Below are 15,720 nucleotides of genomic sequence, written 5' to 3'. Positions count from 1 at the left end.
TCCCCTCCAGCCCGAACACGGTAGCCGTGCTGTAGAAATAAGCCACCGAAATAGCCATGGATATCAGTGTCATCATGCCCGGACTCCCTTTTTTCATCTCATCCGCAAATCCCTTGAGAAAAGGCCAGCCTCCGTAGAAGTAAATTATGGAGGAAAGGGCAAACAGAACATAAGCGTTGCCGGGCAGCAGCCACTCATATCCAAAGAAACCCTGAATCATAGGTGAGAAGATCAGGACAGGAATGGTGATGAGAAGCGTTATCCAAAACCTTCGTTTGAAGTCTTCTATCATCATTTGATGATGATCATGCCCCATTTCTCCGTGTGCAGGCTTAGCGCCGTGTCCCATATGTTCATGTTGGGAGGCCTTGTTGTGGCCGTGCACCGTTTTCTCTGCTAATTCATCCTGTATCTTCTGTTCTTCTATTTTATGACGTTGGTGATTTTCCATAACATTAAGGCTTAAGCGTTGAATATTTCAATCTCTAAGGCTGCTTCCTACAGGAGGCTGTCTTTTGCATATCGAAGAGATAAAGATCACATTTTCTATGTTAGTCATTCTCTATGCTACTCATCCCTCCTTTTGTTTGTGTAGCGCATCTCAAAATAACTTCCATTGGGTTCTTTAAACGTTTGATTTAAAAGCTGGCCATCTCGACTCAGATGTTCTGTTGCTTCATAATGAAGGGTTTTCAACTTTATTCCTAATAAATACGCCTCTATGGTGATGTGCCCGGTTAATTTCAGGAAGCCTCGGTCAGCCGTCTTCTTGCGGCTGGTGTATGAAATGAGATTCTTAGAACCCAAGAAGCTCAAAGCCCCAGATTCAATGCTCATTTTTATGTAGATGTCTTTTAAACTTGTACCCTTTTCTATGAGATACAATGACTTAAAGTCAGAAGAGCTGACATCAACTGCCACTTTCTTTTCCTCTAGATCGGTGAAAGGGAACACGTTGACTAAAACATCTGATTGGCTGGGAATACACTGGTATAGAGTAGAGTATTTACCTTCTAATTTTAGCTCACGGTTGTACATCTCTATTTCTACCTGCACCGTAAGCTTCTTCTGCTCACGTTGCAGTTCGCTGATCTTAAAGACCTGCTTGTTAATGAGCTGTTTTTTTTTTATCATAGCTGTTTCTGGTTATCTCTCGACCTGCAATTTGTTCAATAAGCATATCCTTTTGCTGCCCCCGGGCCTGCAAAAAGTGTAAGAGCAAAAGCATACACAGTATGTAACGGGTAATTCTAAACATAATTAGTCATTAAATTCTATAGCACACGAACTGATGATGTTCGATGTGCATTAGTGACCCTTATAATTAATGGCAGCAGCCTGTACTGCGTCTTTAACTGTTATATAATTTTTCATAATACTCCTTTGCCAAGCGATCTGAGTCAAAGAATGGCAGGATGTCTCGCATGCTGTTTTTTATGATCGTCAACCACCTGTCTTGTTGCTTATAGTATAGTGGAAGGATGTCATATTGGAGCTTGTCTAAAATGCACTTAGCATCCAACTGGTTTTGTTCGTGGAGCGGCAGAGACGGGTCTACTGCAGGCACCATAAACCCATTGCTGCCATGCCGGATGAATTCCGGCACCCAACCATCGGCAGTAGAAAGCAATACTGCACCGTTCATAACGGCGGACATCCCGCTTGTGCCTGACGCCTCATGCGATACCAGCGGGTTACTTAGCCACAGGTCTGCCCCTTGTTTCAGTAGCTTTGACAGTTTTAGCTCATAACCCACCAGTACAGAGCAGTGGTGATACTTTTTACTATGATGTACCAACCGGTCGAACACAGAAACAGCAGCATAGTCTGTCGGATACGGCTTCCCAGCCCATATTACTTGAACAGGTTTTTCGGAGTCAGTTAACATACGTTCGAAGCGAATCATATCATTCATTATCAGATCAGCCCGCTTGTATGCTGCAAAACGCCGGGCCCACACGATGGTAAAGACATTTTCATCCAGCAGATCACCGGTTTGGTCGGCCACCTCTTCAAAAAGCTGTTTTTTAAGTTGTCGCTTCCTTAGAAAGAGCTTTTCGTCGTCTCCTTGCTGGAGGTACTCATACATATACTGGTCCGCCCAGTAGGAATAGCTTTGTGCATTGGTGATATAGGTAATAGGGCAAATACTCTGGAAATTTCCCCATAGCTTCCCAATTACTTTTCCGTGCATTCGAGAAACAGCATTTGCCTTTCGGGCTAAGCGCAACGCAGCCAGCGTGTGGTCAAAGGTATCCTCTTTTATACCCGTGATTTGTCGTACCTCATTCAATGGCAGGTAGGAAAAGTAGCCCATTTTGTCCAGTAGCCGGATGTCCGTTTTCTCATTTCCGGCAGCTTCGGGTGTGTGTGTGGTAAATACCATTCGTTTCCTGACCTCCTCAGCCTGCCCGTACTTATGAAATAAAGAGAATGCAAGTGGCAGCGCGTGCGCCTCGTTGAGGTGGTATATATCCGGGGCGAGATCTAAAATCTCCAGCAATTTATGCCCTCCTGCCCCAAGTAGAATACTGGCCGCAATTTTGGCTTCCTGATTCGAGTCATAAAGCTTATGGGTAATGGTTTGAGCCAGGTAATCGTTATCGGGCAGGTTCGTAGTTAGAAAAAAAATGGGGGCAGTATCAAAAGCATTTGGGGGAAGGTAATACACGCCCACCTGAACAGGGGAATGGTTTATGTTAATCTCAAACTGTATGTCTGTCTTCTGCAGAAAGGAATATATCTTCTCCAGAAACAAGACGCTCATTGTCTGGTCTGACTTATGCACCTGATCATAGTAGCCGTACTTCCACAGAATGCCTATCCCGACCACGTTCTGCTTCAGATGGTAGGCACTTCGCATATGCGAGCCTGCCAGGAAGCCTAAGCCTCCGGAATACGTTTTGAGGCATTGTACAATAGCGTATTCCATCGAAAAGTAGGCCACGCGCTTCTGGTAAGCAGCCGAATAAACGTAAGGATGGAGGTTCTTTTGATAATCAGTCATAGCTGTTTTTTTGGGGGAAGAGTTTGCTTGAACAGGCACTCAGGTCTCATAAGCCTGAAAAATATGGTTTTACCGGGCAATCCTTACTCAACGTCAGCCAGTACATAAATAGCCGACCGGACGGTACACTGTGGAGTAGCCTGCGTTAAAAGGCCTTGTGCCTGGTTAGGTTTCTCCGGTTAGGTATTTCACATTGAAAACATTTTTAAAAGCGCTGCTATGATGGCAAAGGTTATGAAGAGCCCATCCCCACCAGTCGCGCCCGTACGGGTATAGCATGAAAATCAATTGCTCAACTTGCATGGATACTTACTGATTCTTTTATCTCCTTCATGAGAAAGAAGCTGATCACGGACCGGATAGCTACGATCAGCCCCAAAACATAGAGCTCATTCAGGCTGGGGTCGTGGATGGTGTGGATGATATCAGCCGCCAGCATAAAATCAAGCCCGAGCAACAGGTAAGCTGAAAGCCGGGACCGGTTACGCTCTTGCCTCACCATAACAGCAGCAGCGTCATGAAAGAAGCGAATTTCCGTTTTTATGAAGCGGAAAAGGGTCAAGAGCGCACCATACATAATGACACCACTCCCCGCCACGCTGATCGCCACCGCCACCGTGTTCAAAACCTCCAGCCTCATCATCCTTTGCCTGAGGCAGCTTTGACCATCAACAGTTCTTCTATGTTCGCCCTGTCTAGGGGACCTATTAACACTCCTTTGTCCAGCACAGGACCATAGGTGTAGCCGCTACCTTGCATCTTTTGATACACACCCTGCAAGGGCATCTGGGGACTGAACGTCACATAGTCTTTGTGCATGATGCTGGAAACCAGAGATGTACTCCCTCTTTCTGCCAGCCCCCTGATCAGGTCCTTCCGGGTGAGCACCCCAAGCACTTTCTCACCGTCAACCACCAGGAACTCTTTGTCCTGGCCGTTGAGCAGCAAATCAACTGCTTTCTGCAGCGTCTCATCCGGGCGAAGGCAGCTGTACCGGCGCATGAATACGTCATTTACTACACGCTGCCCCAGTGCCGAATTGGCAGCTTCAAAGGCGGCTTCACCACCTGCCCCCAGGTAGACGAACAAGCCGATGAAAACCAGCCAGAAGTTGTAGAAAAAGCCGATGAACACAAAGGCTATAGCCAGAAGCTGCCCTACAGTTGCAGCTATTCGTGTTGCCCTGGCACGGCTCATTCTAAAAGCTAGTAAGGCGCGCAGTACGCGGCCCCCGTCCATGGGAAAGGCAGGTACAAGGTTAAAAACGGCCAACACAATATTTGCAACAAACAGGTTAAAGCCGAAAGGCAGGCTCAGCATGTGCGCATCCTGTGCGGCAGCCTGTAGGGCTGGGATGTCCGGCCATTGTCCGGCAGCCTGTAAGTAAACCCAAAGAAAGGCTGCTATCCCTAAATTTACAAGAGGGCCTGCCAGGGCAACCAGCAGTTCCTGGCTCGGCTTTTCGGGTATAGCCTCCAGGCTGGCTACCCCACCGATAGGGTAAATGGTTATGTCTCTTGTTAAAATGCTGAACTTTTTTGCTGTGAGTGCATGGCCAAACTCATGCAGCACCACACAGCCGAATAGGGCAAGCACGAACAGAACACCCCACAATCCTTCCGCACCTTGCCCCATGTTAAAGTGCATCAGAAAGATCCATGGAATAATGATCCAGAAGCTCCAGTGAACATACACTTTAATCCCAGATAACCCGCCGAGGTATAATGACCATTTTCTACTCATAGTTTCTTGCTTTCAAGCTTTGGCTCTAATATTTACCAATGTTGGGGCGCTAGCTGTCATGACGTACCACCTGACAGGCACCGTACAGGTCGCTGAATACATTTATTCAAAATTTTCAAATCCTACTTTAAATGAAAGTACCCTTCTGAACCCCCAGAGCAGCGTTTGTCTTTTGTATGGAGGCTTGCGCGTTCTCTTCTATGCCTGTCAGGGCCCTGATCGCGTCAATGGTTTCCGGAATGACAATGGCTTGGTTATCGACCAGGTAGGCGTAGAACAACTCATCCCCCACGACTTTTAGCATATCCTGCCAGACAGCCACCTCATACATGTCACCGTAAGGTCGGTTCAAAGACAGCATCAGCTCCTTGACCGCGTTGTTCGCCGACAAGCCGTCCTGGTAGTCGATCAGGGCAATCCTGGAGGAGTTACCAAAGGCTTCCAGAACTTCCTCCCTGGTGGCTTCTCTGGTTAACTGCACATTCCAGTAATGCAGGTGGCTCAGGGTTTCGGGCACTTTTACTGCTGCGGTTATCACGTCCAGTTCCGGGTCTACGCTTTGCGCGTCCGGCCCCTGGTGACTGGGTATCTCCGGTTCCGGCACAAGCGTGTTGATAATTCCGTTGAGGTGACTTTCCCAGGGGTCTGTTGCCCTGCGCAGCAACGTACCCCGCGCTTTCTTCAAAAGACCTGCTCTTTTCAGAGAGGTCAGGGTTCTGACGATGGAGGTGGTGTTGCAGGACACCACTCTTGTGGCATCCAGACCCAGAGCCGTATCATAGTTGTTCTCCGCACTAAAGGAATGGCCGGTTGTCTCGTGCTTTTCACCTCCCTGCACAATAAACTTTAGCCCCGCTGCCTTGTACTTCTCTATGTTTTGGGAAGCAATTTTTTTCGGTGTGCAGTCTACCACTATATCACACTTACCCAAGAGGTCCTCAAGCGTTCCCTCCACCTGAATGCCTCCCTTGCTCATTTGGTCTTGGGATGCACTGTCAAAGGCAAATACAGGATAATTTTTGTGCGCTGCCATCTTAATACGCCAATCAGAAACCACGTCACAGACCCCAGCAAGCTCCATGTCGTCCTGCAATTGGACAGCATCAGCAACACGCTTGCCAATGACCCCATATCCATTAATCGCTACTTTTACTTTGTCTTTCATAAGTTCAGGTGTTTTTAGGTTTTATTCAAAAGTGACTTAGTTTTAAGAATTACTTTGACTTGCAACAAAGAAGCAGTAAGCAACAGCATTCCTCCCGTAATAAATGGGGCAGGTTCAGCGACTGCATACAGGCCTGTTCCTGCAAGCGGGCCGATTATCTGCCCAACACCGTTGAAAGCAGACTGTATCCCCAGTACCTGCCCTGGGGAGTTTCCTCCTTTAAGAGAAACAGCAGCCAGCAGGTTAGGTATAGCCAAAGAAGCCCCTAAAGCAAACAGACCGATAGTCAGAAGAATAAGTGCTGATTCCTGCGTTACAGCCAGCAACATCAGGGCTGTCCCGGCTGTTAGAAAGCCGTATAAGATCTGCGCCGAAACATGAGGGATTAACCTGTTTCCCCAGTTAACGACTAATGGCTGGAAAACAGCCATGACGCCGCCGCAAACCAACAGCCCAACACCTATGAAAGCAGCCGGGTAATTGCTTACGCCCCTGGCATACAAAGAGAAAGTGGTTTCAAACATAGTGATAGCAAGCTGAATGGTAAGCGAAAGCGTCAGTAAAACGGTTAGTTGTTTCCATCTGTCTCTTCTAAAAATTCTAACTTTAACCTTACCGGGCTCGCTGGCAATACTTTTCTTAACCCACTTGAGGCCAAGCAGTGAGACTATCAGGACAACCATACCAAGCGCTGCAAGGGCAAAAAAAGAGACACTGTAGCGATCCATAAGGAAATGCCCCATACGCCAAGACAAATGCAGATCGTTCTTTGCCAGCACTCCGCTGATGCCTGGCCCAACGACTACCCCCACGCTCACGGCAGTTCCAGACCAGGCCATAGCTTGGCTTCGTTCCTTTTCAGCTGTGATATCGCTGATGTAAGCGTTTATCACCAGTACCAGGAAAGAGGAGAACAAGCTGCCCACAATTCTTGCCACATAGAGCATGAACAAGGTTGTACTTAAGCCAGTCAGCAACTGCATTAGAACAAAGCCAGCCAATCCAATAACAATCAATGGTTTATGCCCTACCTTGTCTGAGACATGCCCCCAAAAGGGTGCTGTAAATACAATGGTGGCTGGATATATAGCTGTTAGTATGCCGAAGTGAAGAAGAACACTGTTTTCGCTCAACCCCTCTGCTAGTGCCAGCCGCTCGACAAAAAACGGTAAGACAGGCAGCAACGCTCCATATCCTGTCATCACCACCAACAACGCCAGAAGCAAAATACCAAATTCTTTATTTAGCATAACTGTTCTCATCCACGGTATATGCGTCATGTTAAGGAGCTTCAGAGACTAATATTATAGATGGCTGCAATGCTGGCTCCCAAAAGCCACGCAATAACAAATGTCTCAATGACTCCAACAACCGCCTCCCAGAAAGGAATGTCCATCCTGATAATAGATGAAACATCCAGCCCATGAAGCAGGTTATTGAAGAACATTATAGTCCCCTCATGCCCCATAGTGGCCATTACCAGAATACATCCCAGGTATACTATTGCTCCCGTCAGTCCGCAGGCCAAGCCGAACTTCTTAATGTTGATGCTGTTCATGATTCCGGTTCGGTTTGGGGGTTTCTGTGCGTTTGTCAGCGCTGGTTTGTCTATGGCTGTGCCCTCCGTGCATCGGCATCAGCAAATGGCAGGCGAACATGACCAGAATGAAAACGAAAAGCGGTATATTACCACCCATCCCAAAGACTGGTGCCAAAAAGATTAGCAGTAAAGGCAAAAGACAGCCTACGATCATCCATATCCAGTGATTTTTCATAATTTTTCGTTTTTTACAAAAGATTTACTTGCTAAATGATAAATCAGCACCTATTTGATTTACGGCTTTAAGTATGTTTTCTAACACTCTTTGCCACTTATCATTGGCTGAAGGGTTTGACACCTTCAGTTGCTTTACTAACATTTACGCTATTGCCTCTTTGTCATTATATGCTTTTTATAATTCTTGTTTTTCTTCTCTACGGGTGCATCAGCTTTTCTTTCAGTAAGAGGCTTTTTACAGGCAGGGCAAGCACCTGGACCTTCACTCAGCACCTCTGGATGATGTGAGCAGGTGTAAATGATTTCCTTCCCTGTCACATGGCCTTTATAGTTATTTATAGGGACCTCCTTTAGGGCTACACCGCATACGGGACATTGTCCCGCTTCATCCTGTTGCACGGTAGGGTGCTTTGAACAGCTATAAACTGTCTTCGTCTCTTCAACTTTGTGCCCTTTGTAGTTTTTAGAACTAACCTGGACTAAGGTTTTACCGCATTCACGGCATTCTCCTGCTGAGATACCCTGCTCCTTTGGGTGGTCAGGGCATACAAATGTGGCTTTCTTTTCCCGGGTGTTGCCAGTGTTTTCCTGCCCTGCACCTTGTGCGTAGACCTGAGCAACAGCCATTGTCAATAGAATACCTAAAAATAAGTTTTTCATGTTAATGATAGTTTTAGTGCGCTTTGTCTCTTATCTGAAATACTTAGTAAACTTAGAGCTTGTTACTCAGGTTAATAATGACTTGAGTAACAAATATTTATGACATTAATCATCTTTCAGCTAAACCTAGTGGCACAGGCTGTACGATAGATGCTGCTCTACCTGCATTTAATATGGTTGAGCACGCAGGCTGGCAAAATTCGGAAGGATACTAAGGTTTAAGTTGTGCGAGTGTAGCAACTTGAAGGAGTACTTCTATCCTCACAAGGACGAAGCAACCAAGTATCTACTTTTGGCTATTAAGTACTTAGAATATTAGACTGTTGCATAGCAAATTATATCTATGATAATCATTTTGCTACAGCTGTATAGATTGGGTTATTTAAACTGTGCAATGGTATCCGTACACTTTTTATACCCGGAGCATATCTTTATGTTTTATATATTTTAATAAAATAATTACATAATTTTTAAGGCATAAAAATAGAATGATCCGTAATGAGTTACGGCATGAACGTTCTAAAGCTGCCTATAAAGAACCTAATGGACTTGCAACAAGTTATTGAGTAGAAAAAGTAAAAAAGTTTCTCTTGAGTGAGCGCAGAGAACTACCCTTTTAAAGCAAAGAAACTATCAGCGCCTCCCTGTCCCAAACACTTTACTGCGACTAGATGAGTCGTAGAAACTCCGTGGGTTTAAAGTAAACTAACTTGTATGTTAAATCCGTTCGGCATATCATGGAAGTGCAGCTTTCTGTAGTTCCAGGGGCACTGCTCCCCCGTCATGTCAGCCACAAAAATGGCACCGTCAGGCTTTTCATGGTACTATGTCCAGACAAAGAAGAGGTAGCCTGCCTTCTTTCACAACTCTTAACGCCACGATTTGATCCGCCACAAACAGCCTGTCGTCGTTGGGTGGTAGCGTGAGGAAAACAGGTGATACCAGATCAGAGATTACCAGCTGCAGGCCTACAGAATTGACAGGTTGCATAGATGAGGCGCTATTTGCGTGACCTTTATTTTCAGAAGTAGTTCCTGAATTGCAGGACACACACAGCAACAGCAGAAATGCACACAGCACTAAGCCTAATCTTTCCATAGCTTGAAGTCTAACAGTACATAAAGGATTCACTAATGTTAGAGATGCATGCCTCGGATAACTTGAACTTTGTCAGGCGAGTGCCTGCCACGGCTCTCTTCCCTGTTAATCCTTTTTACAGATAGAGCCGCTGCACCATACCTGCTTCTATCGCCTATTGCTATTTTCTGCCGGAAGGCTGTAAAAGCTTATGCCAGGCTTATCTGCTCATCCAGGTATACATCCTGCACCAGGTGCAGCAGCTCAACCCCTTCCTGCATAGGGCGCTGGAACGCCCTCCTGCCCAGTATCAGGCCCATGCCACCGGCTCTTTTGTTGATGACCGCTGTCCTGACCGACTGCTGCAGGTCCGTCTCCCCCTGCGATTCACCGCCGGAGTTTATGAGCCCCGCGCGTCCCATGTAGCAGTTCATCACCTGGTATCTGCACAGATCAATAGGATGTTCTGAAGCCAGCTTGCCGTACATGTCCGGATGCCACTTTGAGAAACTTAAAGCCTTGAACCCTCCATTGTTCTCCGGCATCTTCTGCTTGATGATGTCTGCCTGAATAGTTACCCCAAGATGGTTGGCCTGACCGGTGATATCCGCTGCCACATGGTAATCCTGCTCTTTTGTCTTGAAGGCTTCGTTTCGGGTGTAACACCACAGAATGGTGGCCATGCCCAGCTCATGCGCTTTCTCAAAGGCCTCGGCAACTTCAATGATCTGCCGGTTTGATTGCTCTGAGCCAAAATAGATGGTTGCCCCAACGGCAACAGCCCCCAGGTTCCACGCTTCTTCCACGGATCCGAACATGATCTGGTCGTGTTTGGTAGGGTAAGTCAAGAGCTCGTTGTGGTTTATCTTCACCACAAAGGGAATCTTGTGGGCGTATTTGCGAGCGACCATTGCCAAGTTGCCAAAGGTAGTAGCGACAGCGTTGCATCCTCCTTCTATTGCCAGCATTACGATGTTCTCCGGGTCAAAGTAGATGGGGTTTGGAGCAAAAGAAAAACCAGCCGTATGCTCAACCCCCTGGTCTATAGGCAGAATTGACAAATAGCCAGTGCCTGCCAGGCGGCCATGGTTAAACAGCGTGGCCAGACTCCTGATCACCGGAATGCTTCTGTTGGATGGGAGGAACACGCGCTCCAAAAAATCCGGTCCCGGAACATGCAGTAGATCCTTGGATACAGTGGAAGAGGTAAAGTTCAACAGGTCCTCCGCCTCATCCCGTAACAAGTCTAATATGTTTTGCTGTGACATAAACGTTTGATTAAAAATTAAAGTAAATTTTCCTGCTTCTTCCTCGCCTTCGCGAAGTTTGCTTAAGTACAACAACCTATTGGCTGCCCCTTCTAACATAGTCTTTCCCGTATCGGCACTTCAAGCAACACGGAAGGAGGGGCTGCCTGTCTCTTTTATAAGCTAATGTTGATAATGCTACGCCAGATACTTGCTTAAGTAGCAGGCACAGGACGCACCTGGTTTCCTTTGCTTAGCGCCTCCTCTATTTCTCTTTCTGTAGCTCCGCTCCAGAACTCCCTGTATTCCTCCTCGTCCTTCAAGTGCCGTGCTGGCTCCAGTTCCGGTGCCACCTTCTTCAGTGTGCTCACCAACGCCTCATAAGGCCTGTACCCTACAATGAGCAAGCCCGCCTGACCTGGTTTAGTGATGGTAAGGGCGGGATAACGGGTAATCCGGTGGTAGCGCACCTGCATCAGGTCCTGCTCAAAGGCTTCCCGGGCGGCCTCGCCGTGCAGTTCCTGTTCAAACCGGGGGTGGTCAAGCAAACCAGGCTTTTCCTGCGCAAGCGCCTCAGCCACCCCCAGCAGCACCTCCGTTTTAGAGATGTCCCGGCCGTGCAGCATGATGGCCTCCCTCACCCGGCGCAGGTATGCCTCTGCTGCATCCGCTGACTGTAGGCCGGCACATTTCACGGCCATGCAGGCGGGGTAGGAGGAGGCCGGAGGGCTGTCGAACCACACCCTGTCGGCGATAGGCATGCCCGAGAGATACTTCGCCTCCATCCAGACTGGGCCCATCTGGATGGGCTTGGTCACGCCGTGCAGCGGATCGCTGTAGCTGCCCCAGTTGGGGATGAGGCCGCCCATGCGGTAGCGCCACTTTATCTTGCCGCCGTACTCGTAGCGCAGCCGGCGCCACTGGGGCTCGAAGGCCCAGCTCCAGCAGCAAAGAGGGTCGGTGTAGAACTGAATCTCCACCGACCCCTCCTCTGTTTTTGCTAATTTAGTTTCTGTTGCTTTTACTTCTGCCATATAGGAGCAGGTTACGCTACAGGTTCTGCTGCGGATACGTGCTCCACTGGTTTTCGCCTTTTGGAACGGAAGCCGAGATGTGCCCGCTTCGCTCTTTCCCGAGCTCCTTGCCGGCTTGCTCGGCCTGGTCCACAGTGATGTCGGTGCCCTTCGGCTGCTGGTCCAGCATGCCGTTGGTCTGGATCACGTGGCTCAGCGGGTCCTGCACGTACTGCCACTCCTCCTTCAGCTCAGGACTCAGGCCCTCATTCCAGGGGCCACGCACCTCCGCCCCGTTGGACATGTTGAAGTACATGTTGCTGTAGCGCGGGTCCCCCTGCTGCACCCCAGGCGGGAAGTTCGGCTTGATGGTGGCCAGCGCGGCCTCGAACATCTGGGCGTGGGCCACCTCGCGCGTCATCAGGAACCTGAGCGTCTCCTTCACATAGGGGTCGTCGGTGAACTGCAGCAGGTACTCGTACACGATCTTGGCCCGTCCCTCTGCCGCGATGTTGGATCGCAGGTCCACCGTCAGGTCGCCGTTGGCTGTCACGTAGGCCGCGTTCCAGGGCACACCCTGGCTGTTGGTGAGGGTGGGGCCGCCCCCGCTCAGCCCGAAGAACTGCGGGTTGACCATGGCCTCGTGGATGAAGGACTCCTTTTCGGCCTTGCCCTTGAGCAGCTGCATGATCTCCGACTCGTCCGCCGCCTTCTTCAACTCCCCGTTGATGTTGCCGAGCAGCATTTGGATGGTGGCCCCGACAATCTCCAGGTGGCTGAACTCCTCGGTGGCGATGTCCATGAGCATGTCGTATTTGTCCGGGTAGGGCTGGCGGGCGGGAAAGGCTTGCACAAAATACTGCATGGCCGCTTTCAGCTCACCGTTTGCGCCACCGAACTGCTCTAGCAGCAGGCTGGCGAACTTAGGGTCGGGCTTCGAGACGCGCGCGTTAAACTGTAATTCTTTTACGTGGTGAAACATTTGTCTTCATATTTAAATAGTGGAACAATATAATTGAAGCTTATGTAAACGAGTGGTAATAGCACTAGGGTTTTAGATATCGCAGATTCAAGGAAGCTTCCTCTTCCCTTAAGTGCCATCCTCTCCTTCCTGCTGCCTGTTGATCATATCCACCACCAACCCGGACCATGTAAATTCCTCTGCGCCGTGCCCCTCTCCTGTGAAGGGATTGTAATACTCCCTGAAGCCGCTTTGGGTAATGAGCCGCTTCACACTCAGCAGCAGCTCCTGTGCCTCCTGCCTGTAACCTTTCTCCAGCAGATACCCCTGCATGAACCAGTTGAACACCACCCAGGTGGGGCCGCGCCAGATGTAGAGGGAGCCATCTGGGTTGAAAGCAGGCTCGTCTATGGCCAGCGAGGGAACTGGATAAGGCACATGAAAGCCGTCCTTCTGCAGCAGGTGTCTCTCCAGCACTTGCCTGCACACCTCCTCCGGTACGCTCTTGAGCACTACCGGGAAAAAGATGGTGCCAGTGCGCACTCTCAGTTTTTTGAACTGGTGCCCGTAGAGGTCATAGAAAACAGCGTCCCTTTCGTCGTACATGTGACGGAGTATACTCTGCTCCGTCTGCCTTGCCTGGTCCATAAAACCCGGACCGTCTTCATCTCCTGCCAGCCGGCACAAGTCTGCCATGGCCTCCAGGTTCTGCGCGTATATGGTGTTGAGAGCAGCATCTTTCACGATAAATTTGTTGCTCTCGTAGATGCGTCGCAGGTTATACCCTTTCAGGAAGTTGTGCGCGTCGACCTGCAGCACCTTCCAGAACAGCAGCGGGCCTGCCTTGCCTCTATCAAACCGGAGCAAAGGATCATAGCTTGCCTTCCAATCCATTCCCGACTCAAAGGGAGAGATGATGGAAAGGAGCCCCTCCCCCTCAAAATCCCTGTTTTCAGCCAGCCACCGGTAAAACTTCTTGAGTTTTGGCAGCATTTCTGTTAAGAAAGCTTCATCTTTTGAATCGCGGTAAACCCGCAGCACGGCCTGCGCAACAATGGGAGGCTGCACCAAGGCGGACATATGCGGCTTGTAGAGCCGCAGCACGTCGCGGGGCCTGAGCTGCAGGAGGTCGGTGACACGGGCGGGCCACAGGCGCTTCCAATAGTTCATGTGGCCCACGAACCCGTCCGGGCGCTGCATCGCAAAGAGGCTTCGGAGGTGCTCCTTGGCCATCTTCTCTTCACCGAAAGCACTCAGCATGAAAACATGAAAGCAGGTGTCCCAGAAGTATTGGAAGGGATAAGTACCCGGGGAAGGCTTCGTGAAATGGTAGTTAAAGCCAGCCTTCCGCTCACTGATCATGTTTTTGTAGAGGACCTCCCGTACGCCCGTCTTTAGCTCCTCGTCAGAGAGCACCTGCTCTTCTCCTGTCTGAACTTTCCTATTTAACATATTTGTCCCACAAGCCATACTTTTCGGTTATAACACCGCGCGGTAGGGATAGCGCGGCCACGGCAAGCCCTGACGCAGTGCTGATGATGTTCAGGGCCAGGGTGCTGTCCGCCACAAACCAGGGCCAGATGGCCACGGCCAGGCCCAGGGGCACGTTCAGGTAGCGCCCCGCCCTGACAACCTCTCCCATGCAGGTCACGGCCACCACCGCGATAAGGGCCCCTCCCAAGTGGTTGATGTCGGCTGCCGTGGCTTTGATAGGTATGTCCAGCACACCTGGGGCAAACATCAGCCCCAGGCCGATGAGCGTGGACACCGCCAGCGTCCAGGGAAAGCTCATCCCCCAGATGGAGGCCATAAAAACCTTTCCTGGCTTCTGCGGAAACTCCACCAGCTCCGGCGAGCGCTCATCCTGATTCTGCTCAAAAGGCTTGCCTCCCTTCCAGAACACCTCCCATAGGTTGTCTCCCCGGCGCTTTGCCTGCACCATGTGCTGGCCCATGGCCGTCACCTCATCCAGCTGCAGCGGGATCATGGGCAGCATCACAGCGGCGGTTGCCAGGCACAGGGTACACCAGGCGCCCACGGACAAAGGCTGCGAGATGACCAGGAAAATGCTCACGAACCCCAGGGGGATCACCAGGATGCTGAAGAAGAGCACCATCCAGGGCATGGTGCGCCAGCGCGACGGGCTGCCCATAAAGCCCATCAGGAACTCCAGCGTGTAGGCCAGGGAACCAAAGGCCGCATCTGACACCGGCCAGGCGTGCGACATGTCGGAGTTGAGCACCTGCCTGGTGCTGTTCCCGAAAAAAGGGTCCCAGGCATGGTCAATGTAGCCGAGCTGGAAGGCACCCATGTAGCGGGAGGCCACCCAGCCGATGAAAGCCAGCACGATCATGATCCAGCGCTGCGGCCAGCTGGAGGGGTTGTAGCTCCAGCCCGGCGGTGTCTCAGAGCCCATCTTCATAAACATGATCATGTTGGGCATGCCGGGTATGAGAACGGTCAGGGCAATGACCAGAGCTCCCACCAGCGTACCGTTCAGGTAAGCCAGCTCTGATGGCGACCAGAAGAGCAGGGGCGCCATACTAAGCCAAATACCGATAAAGCAACAGATCCAGAGGCTATAAGGGCGATTTGGAGTTAGAGAGCGCCAGCCGAAAAAGATCAAACCAAGGCCGCTGATGATGTCGCTCCACTTCATGAAGCTGATGCGCTGCTCAAGGCTCAGCCACACTTCGCGTCCGCCGCTGGGCTCGGCCACCGCCCTCCCATAGTCGAAGGTCAGCGGCGACATCACCATCCAGACGCCCAGCAGCACGAGCGCCCAGTATACCCAAAGCGTCTGCATGTGGTGCATGTGCAGCATCTGCCGGCGCATGTCATCCGACATCATCATGCTGTGGTCACCGCCCTTTTGGTGCCGCTGCCCACCGTGGCCATAATCGCCTCGCTGGTGCTCACCCTGTTCCTCCTGCTGATGTGCCCCGTCATCCCCCATTCCCTTGTGGTGCTGCATTTCAGACATGGGGCGCGTGACGCCCCTTTTGCCCATGCCACCCTGATGCTTGCCGTTTTCTTGTTGATCGTGTTGTCCTTTATCCATTTTTCTAAT

General features: G+C 50.2%; 13 protein-coding genes and 1 pseudogene. All 14 read right to left on the bottom strand.

What is annotated here, in order from left to right:
* Positions 1–451, bottom strand: a pseudogene (locus ABD920_RS07665) (heavy metal translocating P-type ATPase); the annotation flags it as partial.
* A gap of 116 nt (positions 452–567) precedes the next feature.
* Complete coding sequence (locus ABD920_RS07660) at positions 568–1,134, bottom strand: hypothetical protein (protein ID WP_345158034.1); 567 nt, start codon at positions 1,132–1,134, stop codon at positions 568–570.
* A 217-nt stretch (positions 1,135–1,351) separates the two neighbouring features.
* Entirely contained in the window at positions 1,352–3,007 is a 1,656-nt protein-coding gene (glgP, locus tag ABD920_RS07655) for an alpha-glucan family phosphorylase (protein ID WP_345158033.1), read from the bottom strand.
* A gap of 292 nt (positions 3,008–3,299) precedes the next feature.
* Entirely contained in the window at positions 3,300–3,650 is a 351-nt protein-coding gene (locus ABD920_RS07650) for a DUF1622 domain-containing protein (protein ID WP_345158031.1), read from the bottom strand.
* A complete protein-coding gene (locus tag ABD920_RS07645) occupies positions 3,647–4,750 on the bottom strand; it encodes a site-2 protease family protein (RefSeq protein ID WP_345158029.1) in 1,104 nt (367 codons plus the stop codon). The genes ABD920_RS07650 and ABD920_RS07645 overlap by 4 nt, the downstream gene beginning before the upstream one ends.
* 127 nt (positions 4,751–4,877) lie before the next feature.
* Positions 4,878–5,915 carry a type II glyceraldehyde-3-phosphate dehydrogenase gene (locus ABD920_RS07640; protein ID WP_345158028.1) on the bottom strand — a complete coding sequence of 346 codons (1,038 nt, stop codon included), beginning with the start codon at positions 5,913–5,915 and terminating at the stop codon, positions 4,878–4,880.
* Between the two features lie 14 nt (positions 5,916–5,929).
* Positions 5,930–7,195 (bottom strand): MFS transporter, encoded by a 1,266-nt coding sequence (locus tag ABD920_RS07635; RefSeq protein WP_345158027.1) that lies wholly within the window; start codon positions 7,193–7,195, stop codon positions 5,930–5,932.
* Between the two features lie 11 nt (positions 7,196–7,206).
* Complete coding sequence (locus ABD920_RS07630) at positions 7,207–7,473, bottom strand: DUF5676 family membrane protein (RefSeq protein WP_345158025.1); 267 nt, start codon at positions 7,471–7,473, stop codon at positions 7,207–7,209.
* Positions 7,474–7,839: 366 nt separating this feature from the next.
* On the bottom strand, positions 7,840–8,352 hold the full coding sequence (locus tag ABD920_RS07625; protein ID WP_345158024.1) for a heavy metal-binding domain-containing protein: 513 nt from the start codon (positions 8,350–8,352) through the stop codon (positions 7,840–7,842).
* 1,286 nt (positions 8,353–9,638) lie between these two features.
* Positions 9,639–10,697, bottom strand: a complete 1,059-nt coding sequence (locus ABD920_RS07620) for a class I fructose-bisphosphate aldolase (protein WP_345158021.1) — start codon at positions 10,695–10,697, stop codon at positions 9,639–9,641.
* Positions 10,698–10,891: 194 nt separating this feature from the next.
* Entirely contained in the window at positions 10,892–11,710 is an 819-nt protein-coding gene (locus tag ABD920_RS07615; protein ID WP_345158017.1) for a DsbA family protein, read from the bottom strand.
* A gap of 16 nt (positions 11,711–11,726) precedes the next feature.
* Entirely contained in the window at positions 11,727–12,671 is a 945-nt protein-coding gene (locus ABD920_RS07610) for a manganese catalase family protein (RefSeq protein ID WP_345158014.1), read from the bottom strand.
* A 108-nt stretch (positions 12,672–12,779) separates the two neighbouring features.
* Complete coding sequence (locus ABD920_RS07605; protein WP_345158012.1) at positions 12,780–14,102, bottom strand: amylo-alpha-1,6-glucosidase; 1,323 nt, start codon at positions 14,100–14,102, stop codon at positions 12,780–12,782.
* Positions 14,092–15,711, bottom strand: a complete 1,620-nt coding sequence (locus ABD920_RS07600; protein WP_345158009.1) for a vitamin K epoxide reductase family protein — start codon at positions 15,709–15,711, stop codon at positions 14,092–14,094. Before ABD920_RS07600 ends, ABD920_RS07605 begins: the two co-directional genes overlap by 11 nt.
* Positions 15,712–15,720: the final 9 nt, after the last annotated feature.

This window comes from Pontibacter saemangeumensis, from assembly GCF_039541895.1.
GTDB classification, from domain to species: domain Bacteria; phylum Bacteroidota; class Bacteroidia; order Cytophagales; family Hymenobacteraceae; genus Pontibacter; species Pontibacter saemangeumensis.
This window is presented reverse-complemented; position numbering and strand designations above follow the sequence as displayed.